A 13,341-nucleotide genomic window follows, 5' to 3' on the forward strand; every position below is an offset into this window, starting at 1 on the left:
ACCAGCTCGGGAACTCGCCGCCGAGATCGTCCGTGAGGCGCAGCGCCGGAAACGCCGCGTTCGCGACGTTGGCGACGTTGATCGTCGCCGCCTCGACGCCGAGGTCCGGGATCGTCACCACGTAGAGCTGGTCGTTGCGGGATGCGAGCGCGTGTCTGCCGTCGGGCGAGACCAGGGTGACGTCGTTCAGGCCGGACGTCCCGCTGACCTGCACGTGCGTGCGCTCGTCCGTCCCGTCCCAGCGCATCGACACGAGTCCGTCGCCGCTGCTGTGCAGGTAGATACGATCCGGCTGATCCGCCCGGAAATGCGGAGCGATGCGGCTGTCCGCGCCTGCAACCAGGCGTGCCTCACCGCCGTCCGCCGGGACCCACACGATCTCGTCGATGCCGGAGCGGCCGGAGAACGGATTGGACGCGCGCAGGAACTCGCGTGCCGATCCGCGCAGCACGACGATGCGCGTGCCGTCCGGCGACCACGCGGGCTGTGCGTACAGCGCGGGCTCGGACGTGAGCCGCTGCGCGTCGCGCCCGTTCGCGCGCACCTTCCAGACGTGCCCGCCCTCGCGGTCCCAGGTCGTGTAGGCGATCCAGCGACCGTCCGGCGACCACACCGGGAAGTGCTCCGACGCGGTGCCCTCGGTCACGCGGCGCGCATCGGTTCCATCCGCCGCCGACACCCAGATGCGGTCGAGCGCCGCGAAGGCCAGCCGCCTGCCGTCCGGTGATGCGACCGCGTTGCGGATCTGGTGCGCGGCGAACGCGCTGTCATCGGGAACGCGCGCATCGAAGTCGAGGCGCGGCCCCACGGCGAGATCGAACCGAACGCGGAACGGGATGCGCTCGGCCGCTCCGCCCTCGACCGGCACCTTCCACATCCCGCCGCCATACGTCGCGACGACGAAGCGCGAGTCGGGCGTGAACGACATGCCCGGCATGACGTCCAGCGTCGCCGCCGATTCCTGGTCGTCGTGCTGCACCGGCCACGCCAGCCACGTTTCGGCGCCCGTGCGCAGGTCGCGGCGGACCAGGCCGGTCTCGCTCTCGTAGCGCGTCGCGTACACGAGCCAGCGTCCATCGGGCGACAGCGTCGGCCGCATCGCGGAGCCGTAGCGGGACGAGCGCTCGCTCGTCGCACCGGTCCGGAAGTCGAACGTCCAGAGCTGGTAGAGCGGGAAATCGACGTTGTACGACCAGTCGCCCATCCGGCTCGCGTACCAGAGCACCTGCGGGTCCGCGCCGAACGCCGCACCGATCCCCTTGCGCCGCTCGTCGCGCACGAGCACGGCGCCGCTGCCGCCCGTGCGATGGAAGATGTGGATCTGCGGCGTGCTGTGTCCGTGGAAGTTCGCGATCGATGCGACGATGTAGTCGCCGTCCGGCGTCCACTCCGGCGATTCCACGCGCTTCGCGTCCAGCCGCGTCACCTGCACCGGGTCGCTGCCGTCGGCCGCGATCGTCCACAGGTTGTCGCTGCCGCTGCGGTCGGAGGTGAACGCAATGCGACGTCCGTCCGGCGACCAGCGCGGCTGCGCATCGAACGCGAGACCCGAGGTGAGCTGCGTTGCCGTGCCGCCCTCGATCGGCAGCGTGAACAGGTCGCCCAGGTAGTCGAAGACGATCGTTCGGCCGTCGGGGCTCACGTCCAGCGACATCCAGGAGCCTTCCGTGCGATCGATCGGCACGGCGCGCCCCTCGAGCGGCAGCGACGACGACGCGCGCGCCGAGCGTGGCACCGTCGTCGTCGTCGTATCGGCCTGCTGTGCCCGGGCACGGACGGGGGCCACGACCGTCAGCACGGCCGTGGCCCCGATGAGTGCCCGGATGCGTGTCCGGCGTCCGCTCACGGCTGGAGCTGGAAGATCACCGGCGTGAGCGACGAGCTGCGCCACTCGTCGCCACCATTGCGCGCATAGACGGAGAGCAGTGTGTACACCGATCCCGGTTGCAGCCCTTGCGCCTGGAGCAGCTCGGCGACGTCGCTGAGCGGAACCTCGTAGCGCACGAGCTTCACGCGGCGCGGGTCATCCGGGTTCGACGGGTTGACCGGCACTTCCGTGATCTGCGGCGAGCTGACCTCGAAGCTCATCAGCGTCGTGGAGAAGTCCGCCTCCAGCCGCTCGATCTCCGCCTCGTTCTCGCCCTGCCAGAACGTGATCGTGTAGCTGTCGGCGCCCTGCGCGGGCGACCACTCGAAGAGCATCATGGCGGTCGACGTCGTGGACGCCTGGAACGTCGCCGGCCGCGCCGCGGTCGTCACGCGCTTGGGCGTGCGGATCAGGAAGTCGCGTTCGGGCGACAGCGGATCGCTGCACCCCGACACCAGCACCGCGGCGGCACAGGCGGCCACCAGGGCGCGCCGCATGCGCGTGCGCTTCGGCATGAAAGCACGATTCGTCATTACTGGATCTCCAGCGCTTCGTCAGGCATGGGAACCGGGAAGATCGGAGCGCCCGTGTTCGAAAGGTTGCGGTGTCCGCGCAGGTAGAAGTTCTCGCGCCAGAGCTCGTCGATCGCGTGGCGGATGCCGTCGGCGTCGAGCGACGCGGCCCACGCCTCGATCTCGGCCTCCGTGAGCGGCGCGCCGTCGGGATCGCGCCCTGCGACGCCGACGTGGTTGGTCGCCAGCAGCGGCGTGGACGCGAGCGCCTGCCGCGCCTCCTCCGTTTCACCAAGACGCAGATGCGCGTCGGCGATGATCAGCCAGAGCGCGTCCGCATCGACGAACATGTCGCCGGGCGGGGTGGTCGCGTCGTTCGCGGGGATCGGGATGTCCTCGAAGCCCGGCCCCGGCAGCGCGATGCCCCAGTTGTTGATGTACCAGTCGGTGATGTAGGCGTACGGCCACGCGAAGGCCCAGACCAGGTCGGGGCTGAGCGCGAGCGCCTCCTCCGCGCTGGCGATCGCGGCGCGCAGCCGCTGCTCGTCGTTGCCGGCCTGGCCGAGGATCCACTGCAGGCGTGCGCTGCCCGCGAGTGCGAAGACGCGCAGGCTGTCCGTCGGCGCCGGCGCCAGCTCGACGACGTCCTGCATGTAGCCGAGCGCGTGCTCGTACTGCGCCACCTCGCTCAGCCGCTCGCCGCCCGGCTGGATCGGCTGTTCGCCGCGACGCCGCGCCATGCCGGTCACGAACCACGCGTTGTACGCCTTGGCGCGCTGCAGTGCGGTCGCGGCGCGCGCCCGCTGCGCCGAGTCGACCGCGGCGTCGTACAGCTCCTGCGCGCGCGCGACCGCGATGCGCGTCGACTCCCGGCCGTCCAGCATCTCCGAGAGCGCGTAGCCGGAGTAGTACGACGCGTTGGCGCTCAGGTCACCGGTCTCGTCGAGCAGCGCATTGGCGACGGACGTCTCCGGCGTCGCGATTGCCTCGTCGCTCGCGTACCACTCGCTGATGACGCCGCTGTTCCAGCCGGTCATCCAGCGCTCGATCGCGCCGTTCACGAGCAGGTTGGGATCGACCTCGTCACGGGCGAGGATCGTCGGGTTGACGAGGTCGAGGTCGCACGCGCCGGCGACCGTCGCAATCAGCGCAATGGCGCCGAGGCTGTGCGCGAGCGTGCGCGTGCGTGTGGCAGTGTCGCGTGGCATCGAGCCTGTCGGGTTCAGTGTCGTTTTCATGGGTCCGTTCCTCAGAAGCTCACGCGCGCGCCGAGCGAGAAGTTGCGCGGCGTCGAGAACCCGCGCTCGAGAGTGCCCGCCAGGTAGAGCGGCGCCTGGCCGCCGGCCGTGCCGACCGGCGAGATCGTGGTCGCATCACCGTTGGCCCAGCGGTCCCAGACGAACGGGTTGCGCGCCTGCACCCAGAGCTGCGCGAACTCGACACCGCGCAGCAGCGAGGGCGGCACGTCGTACGCGAGCCGGATCGCGTCGATGCGCAGGTAGTCCGTCGGTACCAGGTAGCGCGCCTCGGCGACCTGCGGGTCGAACGTGCGGAACGAGCTGGTGATCAGGCCGGCCGCGAAGTCCTCCTGCGCCTGGATGTGGTCCAGCCCGATGCCGCCCGTGCCGAACGACAGGTTGGTCGAGAGCTGGAACCGACGGTAGCGCAGGTCCGCATGCGCGCCGCCGTACGTGGTCGGCTCGCGGCTGCCGTAGTAGACGCGGCGGTTGTTGATCTGCGACGTGAAGGTGACCGCATTGATCGACTCGCCCACCTGCATGCCGAGGTAGAGGTTGCCGACGCGGGCGGCCGTGCTGTCTCCGCCCAGGCTCGTGATGATGCCGTTGTCGATCAGGTGCGTCAGCGTAGCACCGAGCGTGAGCGACACGTCCTCGGTGCGGATCGGCGTCACCTGTGCGATCGCCTCGATGCCCGACGACTTCAGCCCGGCCACGTTCATGAGCGGCGCGCTGAATCCCTCGATGAACGGGATCCGGCCGCGCAGCAGCGCGTCCTCGGTCTCCTGCTGCCAGTAGTTCACCTCGAGCGAGGCGAGGTTGTCGAGGAAGTAGTTCTCGATGCCGAACTCGATCTCGGTGCCGAGCTCCGGCCGCAGGTCGGGGTTGCCGTAGTCGGCGAGCGAGACGATCGGCCGGTCGTAGTAGGTGCCGCGGCTGAGCGCGTAGGTCTGCACCTTGGCGAACGCCGTCGGCAGCTTGCCCGACTGTCCCCACGCCGCGCGCAGCTTGCCCGACCACCACTCGACCGGCTCGACGACGTACGACGCCGAGATCTTCGGGTAGACCTGCAGTCCGAAGTCGTCGCCGAACGCGGAGCTGCCGTCGGCGCGCAGGCCGCCGGTCAGGTAGAGCCGGTTCCAGAGGCCGACCTGCTCCTGGACGAAGAAGCCGACCGTCGCGATCGCGGAGTACTGCTCGATCGGCGCGTACGGCCCGCTCGTGATCGACTCGGCGAAGTCGAGGCCGGAGATGCCCGGCGACGGCAGGCCGACGCCGCGGATGCGCAGGTTGCGCACCTCGCTGTGCTGCCCTTCCGCGCCGATGCTCAGCGTCGAGGTGAACGTCCCCTCCGCCGGGTACGACAGCGTACCGACGTAGCGGCCGGTCAGTCGGTCGAAGTCGCGCCGGATGTTCTCCGCCTGGAACGTCGAGGAGAACGCGTCGCGCAGCGGCTGCCCGGCCATGAGCTGCAGCTCGTCCGACCGATCGAGGCCGACCGTGAACTGGTTCTGCAGGATCGGCAGCGGCCGCCACGTCAGGTTCGCCGACGCGATCACCCGCTGCACGTCCGTCTCGCTGCGCGACCCACGCTCCAGCGCGTCCTGCATCGATTCGATGCCCGGCGGCGCCGGCACTTCCGCGTTGACGTCGACGAAGTCGAACAGCGCGCTGTAGTCCAGGCTGGAATACGTGCGCTGCAGCAGGCTCGCGCTCAGCCGCAGGCTCAGCTTCTCGCTGCCCAGCGTGCTGAACGAGCCGTGCACCGACGTCTCGCTCGCCTCGTTGCCCATGACGACGCCGTCGTCGCGGCCGTGATCGGCGCCGAGCGTGTACGCGAGCCGGCTCTCGCCGCCGGAAAGCTGCACGTTGTAGCGCTGCGTGTGCGGGTTGCTGAACAGGCTGCGGATCTGCTCCGCGTACGGCGAGCGCTCGACGAAGGAATCGTCCAGGTTCACAGTGGAGATGCCCTGCTCGACCCGCGCCGTGATGCGCATGTCGCCGGGCACGCCCCGCTTTGTGAAGATCTGGATCACGCCGTTGATCGCCTCCGACCCGTACATCGTGGTCGCGGCCGAGCCCTTCACCACCTCGATCCGCTCGATCTGGTCGAGCGGGATCTCCTGCAGCCGGACGTGCGCACCGGCACCGGCGTTCGTCACGGTCGGGTGTGCCAGCACGTCCTCGCCCGCACGGTTGCCCGCGGACGAGCCGTTGTCGACCGGCACGCCGTCGACGTAGATGAGCGGCGCCTGGTCGCCCATGATGCTGGACACGCCGCGCACGCGGATGTGCCCGCCCGCGCCGTTCGCGCCGCTCGGCGTGAACGACGTCACGCCCGGCACGCGCCCCTGGAACAGCTCGACCAGCTCCGTCGCGCCGGACTGCTCGATCTCCTCCGCGGTGACTACTGAAATCGAGGTGCCGAGCGTGCGCCGCTCCGTGTCGACCAGCGTGCCCGTCGAGACCGTCGCCGAGAGCGGATCGAGCGCGATCGCATCGACGGCGAGGCGGAAGTTGACGGTTGCGACGTCGTCGTCACGCACCGTGACGCTCTGGCTGTCCGCACCGAAGCCGAGCGCCTCCGCCCGGACCCAGTGCGTGCCGGCCGGGATGTCGGCGATGATGTACGCGCCCGAGCCGTTCGTGCCGACCGTGTGCGTCTCGGGCATGCCGATCACGCGCACTTCGGCGTTGCGGATCGGCTGACCGTCGGACGCAGAGACGACGCGCCCCTGGACCATGCCGACGATCGGCGCGTCCGCGGTGCGCGGCAGGATCAGCACCTGTCCGCTCTGCAGCACCTCCAGCATCAGCCCCGTACCGTTCAGCAACGTCTGCAGCACCCCGCGCACCGGCATGCTCTCCGTCTGCAGCGTGACACGGACGGGAGGAAGCAGGCGATCGCTGAACGCGATCGAGACACCGCTCTCGCGCGCCACCGTGCGCAGCGCATCGGCCAGCGGTGTGTCGCGGAAGCGGACGGCAATGCCGCGCTCCAGCGGCGGCGTCAGTCGCTCCTGCGTCTCCGCGCGCACCGCTACATCAGGGTACTGCTGCATCGCCCACGCCTCGCCCGCGCCGAGCGCGAGCGCCGCGGCGACGAGAGTCGGGCGCAGCCATCGTGTGGAGATTGCGTCGTGCATGCCTGTCCTCCGTGGGAGTGACACCCTCGGGCGCGTCTGCCGCCCGGGGCGTTACGGCCGGAACTCTGCTGTCTGTCCGTCGAACGAATGCTCGATGCCGAGCGACCGGCTCACGATCGTGAGCACCGTCTCGATGTCGCCGTCCGCAAGCGTCGCAGTGAGCGGGTATGACGCGATCGCGGAATCGGTGATGACGACGTCGATGCCGTACCACCGCTCCAGCTCGCGTGCGACGTCGCGCAGCGCCGCCTGCTCGAAGTAGAGACGCCCCTCGCGCCAGTCGAGCCGCGCCGAGACGTCGATCTGCGAGCGGACCGTGACGCTGCCGTCCTGGTGCACGGTGCCCATCTGTCCGGGCCGCAGCGTCACGCCATCGCCGGAATCGCCCGCTCGCACGCGCACACGACCCGACTCGACCAGCACCTCGACGCCGCTGTCGTAGCCGCGCACGCCGAACGTCGTGCCGAGCACGCGCGTCTCGACACCCTGCGACACGACCGTGAACGGCCGCTCCGGGTCGTGCACGACGTCGAAGTAGCCGGTGCCGGTCAGTTCCAGCGCGCGCTCGCCGTCCGCACCGGCCGCCTCATTGAGCGTGCTGAGCGGCCCCAGCACCACCGTCGAGCCGTCAGCCAGGCGGACCGTGGCGCGCTGGCCGGCCCCGGTGGAAACCTGCTGCGCGAGCAGCACGGCCGCGGCCGGTGCGTCGGGGAGTGCGCGGCCGACCAGCACGCCCGCGCCGAGCAGCAGCGCGATGAGTGCGGCCCACCGGAGTGCGGGACTGTGCAGCGGACCGCGTTTCCGCCGCGGCCCCGTCACTCCGCTGACCGCTTCGCTGCCGGTGGCGTCGAGTCGTGCGCGCAGCGCCGTCCAGCCGCGCCGCGCGTCATAGTGCCGGCCGCTGCGCGCCGCGATCTGCCACGCCGCCTCCAGCCGACGCAGCTCCGCCTCGTTCTCCGGATCGGCCTGTGCCCAGCGCGCGACGCGCTGCTCGTCTTCAGCGGTCGCGTCGCCCGCGAGCACACGCTCGATCGCCGTCCAGATGGAGTCGTCTCCCAACACCGCTTCCTGTTCGTTGCATGGGTGCTTCGAGGAGTGAGACAACACAGCCGCCGAAAACCCTTCAACCAGGGTCCGGCGGCCGGAAAACGCGGGCGTGAGAAGTGAAGGGACGCTAGAAGAACTGCGGCAGCATGCGGCGCAGCAGCTGGAGCCCGCGGCGCGCGCGCGTCTCCACGGTTTTGATCGGCAGATCGAGCACGCGCGCGATCTCGGCGTGCGTCATCTGGTGCCGTGCGCGCAGCAGCAGCACGTCACGGTAATGATGCGGCAGTTGCGCGACGGACGTTGCGACCGCCGCAGCGAAGTCCCTGCCCTCCTGCGTCAGCTCGGGCCCGGGATCCGCCTGCGCCGCGCCCGGCCGGCTGCCCCAGCGCACGACGCGCTCGGCGAAGCTGCGCTTCACCGTTTCGTGCTTGAGCTGGTTCAGCGCGCCGTTGCGTGCGGCCTGGAAGAGGTAGGGCTTGAGCCCGTTGCGCACGAGCCAGGTGGCGCGGTTCTCCCAGATCCGGACGAACACCCCCTGCACCACCTCTTCCGCGACGTCCGGCGCGGACACATACCCGGCGACGAAGCGGCAGAGCGGCTCGTAGTACGCGAGGAACAGCGCCTCGAAGGCGGCCTCGTCGCCGTGACGGATGCGCTGCACGAGCTCGGCGTCCGAGTACCCGGGCGTGCGCGCGTCCGACGGTGTGATGTTCAGCTCTCGGGCCATGCGATGAAGCCGGCCGTGCGCGCACGTGCCTGCGCGGGCAGGAGCGGGCGAACGGCGCGTGTCTCGATTGTGATCGGATGAGGTATTCGTAACAGGGTGGGTGGGGTCGGGCAAGGCGGGCGATGGGTAGGTCGCGTGATCGACGGCGCCGATGTGTCGATCACCATGTTCATCGGAGACTGCTCAGTCCGACTGCCGCTCCTCGAGTCTTTCCACGCGAACCGTAAGGGCAGCGACGTCGCGACGCAGGTCGTCGTCGGCGTTCAGCGAGCGGGTGCGCAGGTCGCGCAGCTCGAGGCGGATCCCGGCGAGCTCGCGGGTCACGTAGTCACGCAGGAGCAGCACCTCGTGCTCCAGGCGAGCGACACGGTGAGTGAGCGCATCCACGCGCTGGCGCAGGTCAGCCATCTCGCCACGCAGCGCAGCCATCTCGCCGCGCAGTTCGGTGCGCAGCTCGGCCATCTCGCCCCGCAGTTCGGCACGCCATTCGACGAACTGGAGCTGCTGCAGCTCGAAGAAGCGGTCCACCCTCGCAAAGCCGGCACGCATCTCTGCGAAGCCTTCGTCCATCCGGTTGCTCAGTGCCGCCAGCGCGGCGTGGGTCTCGCTGTCCATGGCTCCAAGATAGTCGCCGGTGCGGGGCGCTTCCATGGTAGACCCGGACAACACGCGTGGGGTGTGCCAATCGCTCGAGCGTCACGTGGAGTCAGGCACCGACATCCGTTCGGGCGAAGTCGGTGCTGACATACATCAGCCGCTCACCCGCGAGTCGCGCCGTCGCGTACGTCATGCAGTCGCCGAAGTTGAGCGAAGCCGGGTGACGTCCCTTGCCATAGCGCCGGAACGCGTCCACCGCTTCGCGCCAGTGCACCTCGCCGAACGGGATCTCCTGTATTTCGAACTCGTCCAGCAGACGCTCCAGCAGCCCCGGTGCAGCATCGCCCAGGCGAGCGCTCAGGACGATCCCGGTTTCGGCGAGTGTCGGTGCTCCGGCGGCGACCCCTTCGCCGGCCAGGAGCTGGTCCACCAGGGCCTGGTAGCCATCCTTTCGAAAGGCGATCGCCAGCAGCGCAGAGGAGTCGACGATCATACGCCTTCCGGGCCGTAGCCAAGGATGCGCTCGCGTTCCGCTCGATCGGGGGCGTGGCCGAGCTGATCCGCGGGGATGCGCGACCAGATCTCGGCGCGCAGGAATGATTCGATGCGCGCCCGACGCGCCGCCGGTGTAACACGCTCGCGCAGACGTCCACGGCGTTCGAGGAGTGCCTGCCGGATCGCCTCCGTCTTCGACTCACCGGTCAGCAGCGAGATTTCCTCCGCGAGCCGCTCGACCTCGGGGTTCTTGATGTTCAGCGCCATGTGAGCTGGCCTCACGGTTTTATGGTGTAACTACACCGTAAATCTACCATCTGCAATGTGTCATCGGAAAGGTCGCTCCTCGACCAGTCCCGCGCTGCCCGATGTCAGTCCGGGTGAGCGCAGGAGGACTCCCATGTAGTGATCCCGATCCGGTGGCTCGCACGCATTGTGGGGATGGCAGCCCCTCGCAACCGAAAACGGATGGTCACCGTGAAGCCCGCTCCCCGCGCATTTGCACTGGCAGCGACCCTGCTCGTCCTGACCGCGTGCAGCGATGACGCGACCGCGCCCCCGATCGGTCCGGGCGACGATCCGCCCGCTGCCTTCGAGGTCGAGATCCCCGCTTCCGTCCTGCAGGGGCAGGCGTTCCCGCTGACTGTCACTGCGCTGGACGAGGCAGGGCGGCCGGAGACGGCGTGGGATGGCACGGCGACGCTCACGACGTCCGCCGGCACGCTCTCGCCGTCGAGCGTCGAGCTCGTGAATGGCGCCGCGACCGTGCAGGTCACGCTCACGGGGTATGCGGGTGACGTCACGATCCGCGCGGCGAGCGGCAACGTGCAGTCGGATGCGATGCCGACCACGGTGCTGAGTGGCCAGGCGCCTGTGCGGATCGAAATCGTTCCCGCCGCGGCACTGCTGCCCGGCGCCGGGGCTACGCAGCAGTTCGCCGTGCGGGCGTACGACGCGCAGGGCGCGCCGACCGCGGCGACGCAGGTGACGTGGACGTCGAATGACAACACGACGCTTGCGATCGACGCCGCCGGCATGGCGACCGCGCAGGCGGCGGTCGGCTCTGCCATGATCACCGCGAGCGCGAACGGGATCGCGTCCGCGCCGGCCGTAGTGCTCGTCGCAGCGCCTGTCGCCGACGCGGTGCTGATATCCGATGAACAGATCGTGAGCGGCATCGAGCCCGTCGACCCCGCCGCCGAATATGGGCCGGGCTGGCAGTACCGCGTTCGCGTGACGGGTGTGGCACCGGAGGTGGGCGACGTCGTCATCGGCACGGGCGCGCAGCCGCTCGCGGGCAGGGTCGTTCAGACGAACGACGTCGGCGGCGAGCTGGAGCTGGTCGTCGCACTGATGCCGCTCGACGAGCTGTTCCAGGACCTGCGCATCGACGAGAGCATCCCGATGGTGGAGCGCACGGACGCTCTCGCCCCGCAGTCAGGCATGCGCAGACCGGGGGTCGGGCTGCCCGGCCATTTCGCGACCGCCGAGACCGAGTTCTCGCTCGGTCGGTTCGAGTGCACGGCCGACGGTGCGCTGCCCTCGCTGGACCTGCCATCGCCGACGCTCGACATCGACCCCAGGCTGTATCTGCAGATCGGTTACGCGAACGGCCTCGAGCGACTCGCCGTGGCCGGTACCGTTACGGCCGACGCGGGCTACCGTCCCGTCTTCGAAGCGACGTTCACGGGCGAGGCAACGTGCGAGACGGTCGTGAAGACGTTCACCGTCCCGACGACGGGCATCATCTCGCTGTTCTACGGGCTGCAGGTACCGCTCGGCTTCGGCTTCACGCTGGACGGCCAGGTCGACGTCGCGCAGGTAGGCTTCGACATTTCTGCGAATGCGACCGCGACCGTCGAGCTGGGCGTCACCTGCCCGGGCGGCGGCGCCTGCAGCGGCCTCGACACCTTCGACATGACGCGCGACGGCAGCCTCGAATTCGTTGCACCGGATCCGAGCGAGCAATTCCGCGTGGTACTCGGTGCGCACGCGTTCGTGTTCGCGCGACCGTTCCTGGGCAGCCTGTTCACCGACGCGCTGTCCTTCGAGCTCGTCGATGCAACGGCGGGACTGAAGCAGACCGTGGATCTTGCGACGACGCACTACCAGGTGGAGGACACGGCGTACGCCTCTTCGTTCGACCTGCAGTTCCTGGCCAACATCGGTGCGGGCGAGGACCTGGCTTCGGCGATCCAGAAACTCGGCGAGCTGCTCGGCACGGATCTCGGCGCGAGCTTCAACCTGGTCGAGATCGACGACACGCTCGCGACATCGCCGAAAGGGACGTTCACCATCACGCCGGAGCAGGTGGATCCCGGCGACAGCACGGCGCTGGGCGAGATGGCCACGTTCACCGTTGAGCTGGACCCGGTGGACTATCTCGCCCGGTACGCCGTCGACAGGGTCGAGTTCTTCTGGAAGCACGAGGACGACGCGGGCTTCACGCTCGGACCCGGCCGGCCGTCGTGCGTGGAAGTCGAAGGCAGCAGCGGCAAGACGTCGTTCGAGTGCGAGACAGACTTCCTGGAGGAGCACCTGGGCAACCAGTCATTCCACGCATTCGTGCACGCGGAGCTGTTCGGTGTGCCCCTGCCGTTCCCGCTCGAGGTCGCTGCGGCGAGCGTCGAAGTCGGCGACATGTGCACGGTGCCCGCGTGGATCCTGGAGGAGACGAACTTCGCCACCAGGCTGCTGGAAGTCGACAGCAGTCTGACGACGCGTGCAGACGGTGCTGACGTGCAGATCCTGCGCGCGCAATTCGACGACCTGGCGGTATCCGTGACGAACACGAGCGCGACCTCCGCAAGCGCCGTCCTGCGCTGGCGCGACTATGTCCGGATCGTTCCCGACGATTCCACGCGTCTCGACGAGATGCTCTACCTGGAGTACCACGCCATCGCATCGGCCACGGTCGCTGACGAGGACGAGTCGCGCGTGCCGGGCGGCCCCGACTTCGCCGCACTGGTGCACATCGGCGATGCGAGCTTCCTGCCCGTGGAAGGACGGCAGCGCGTGATCCTCGGCGGCGTGGGTGGATCCAGCTTCCCGGGCGAGTTCGAGTACCACGTGGATGCGGACGGACGTGTCGCGCTACTCGCAGGCAACTGGACAGACCTCGAAGGCTATCTCTACGCCCGCGCGTACCGCGAGGGTGAGGCAACGGCCGCGCACAGCTTCGAGGTGCTGCGCCTGGTGGATGAGAGCGGCGCGGAAGTGCCGGCCCGCATCTGTTCGGCGCTGGGATACGAGTATCTGCCGGGGGCGACGAATGAACCGTGAGTCACGCTGGGCACTGCCATAGTCGATCGAGCCAGGGTGTCTGGTGTCAGGATGCAAGTGCCAGCTCGCGCGGCACCAGGGAATGATTGCGCCTGATCGTCAGATCCACCGAACAGAACGGGGAGCGTCGCGCACGGCTATGTGCCACGAGCAGGCGGTCGAACGGGGCCCGCGTCCACGAAAGTGGCAGCGCGCGCTCGGTCAGCGTGAGCAACGGCAGCTCGTCAACGATGAATCGGGAGTCGCTCATCACGGCCGACGGCGGGCCGCTCGCGCACGATGACGCTGCATCGCTCAGAGAACAGCGCTCACGTCCGTCCGGGCGAAGTTGTCGCCGATGAACAGCAGGTCCTCACCGGTGCTCTGCGCGAGCGCGTACGAGAAGCAGTCGCCGAAGTTCAGCGCCGCCGGATGCCTGCCTTTTCCGAAG

At 69.2% G+C, this 13,341-nt stretch carries 11 protein-coding genes; 1 reads left to right on the forward strand and 10 read right to left on the reverse strand.

Going from position 1 to position 13,341, the window contains the following annotated elements; genetic code table 11:
* The 9 genes from VFU06_01720 to VFU06_01760 all read right to left on the reverse strand — a co-directional run.
* On the reverse strand, positions 1-1,846 hold a 1,846-nt coding region (locus tag VFU06_01720), incomplete at its 3' end, for a hypothetical protein (protein ID HEU5208102.1).
* A complete protein-coding gene (locus VFU06_01725; GenBank protein HEU5208103.1) occupies positions 1,843-2,400 on the reverse strand; it encodes a hypothetical protein in 558 nt (185 codons plus the stop codon). The genes VFU06_01720 and VFU06_01725, both read right to left, overlap by 4 nt.
* The gene (locus VFU06_01730; protein HEU5208104.1) at positions 2,400-3,617 is read right to left on the reverse strand and encodes a hypothetical protein; all 1,218 of its coding nucleotides are present in this window, start codon (positions 3,615-3,617) and stop codon (positions 2,400-2,402) included. The genes VFU06_01725 and VFU06_01730 overlap by 1 nt, the downstream gene beginning before the upstream one ends.
* Positions 3,618-3,628: 11 nt before the next feature.
* Entirely contained in the window at positions 3,629-6,763 is a 3,135-nt protein-coding gene (locus VFU06_01735) for a TonB-dependent receptor (protein HEU5208105.1), read from the reverse strand.
* Between the two features lie 51 nt (positions 6,764-6,814).
* The gene (locus VFU06_01740; GenBank protein HEU5208106.1) at positions 6,815-7,822 is read right to left on the reverse strand and encodes a FecR domain-containing protein; all 1,008 of its coding nucleotides are present in this window, start codon (positions 7,820-7,822) and stop codon (positions 6,815-6,817) included.
* Positions 7,823-7,937: 115 nt separating this feature from the next.
* Complete coding sequence (locus VFU06_01745) at positions 7,938-8,537, reverse strand: RNA polymerase sigma-70 factor (protein ID HEU5208107.1); 600 nt, start codon at positions 8,535-8,537, stop codon at positions 7,938-7,940.
* A gap of 183 nt (positions 8,538-8,720) precedes the next feature.
* Entirely contained in the window at positions 8,721-9,152 is a 432-nt protein-coding gene (locus VFU06_01750; GenBank protein HEU5208108.1) for a hypothetical protein, read from the reverse strand.
* Positions 9,153-9,243: 91 nt separating this feature from the next.
* Complete coding sequence (locus VFU06_01755; GenBank protein ID HEU5208109.1) at positions 9,244-9,627, reverse strand: type II toxin-antitoxin system VapC family toxin; 384 nt, start codon at positions 9,625-9,627, stop codon at positions 9,244-9,246.
* The gene (locus VFU06_01760) at positions 9,624-9,896 is read right to left on the reverse strand and encodes a type II toxin-antitoxin system VapB family antitoxin (GenBank protein ID HEU5208110.1); all 273 of its coding nucleotides are present in this window, start codon (positions 9,894-9,896) and stop codon (positions 9,624-9,626) included. The genes VFU06_01755 and VFU06_01760 overlap by 4 nt, the downstream gene beginning before the upstream one ends.
* A 210-nt stretch (positions 9,897-10,106) precedes the next feature.
* Between VFU06_01760 and VFU06_01765 the strand changes: the two genes are divergently transcribed.
* Complete coding sequence (locus tag VFU06_01765; protein ID HEU5208111.1) at positions 10,107-12,911, forward strand: hypothetical protein; 2,805 nt, start codon at positions 10,107-10,109, stop codon at positions 12,909-12,911.
* 46 nt (positions 12,912-12,957) lie between these two features.
* On the opposite strand, the gene VFU06_01770 is transcribed toward VFU06_01765, so the two are convergent.
* Positions 12,958-13,161: a hypothetical protein gene (locus VFU06_01770; GenBank protein HEU5208112.1), complete on the reverse strand. Its 204-nt coding sequence runs from the start codon at positions 13,159-13,161 to the stop codon at positions 12,958-12,960.
* Between the last annotated feature and the right edge of the window lie 180 nt (positions 13,162-13,341).

The organism is Longimicrobiales bacterium, assembly GCA_035764935.1.
GTDB lineage: Bacteria > Gemmatimonadota > Gemmatimonadetes > Longimicrobiales > RSA9 > DASTYK01.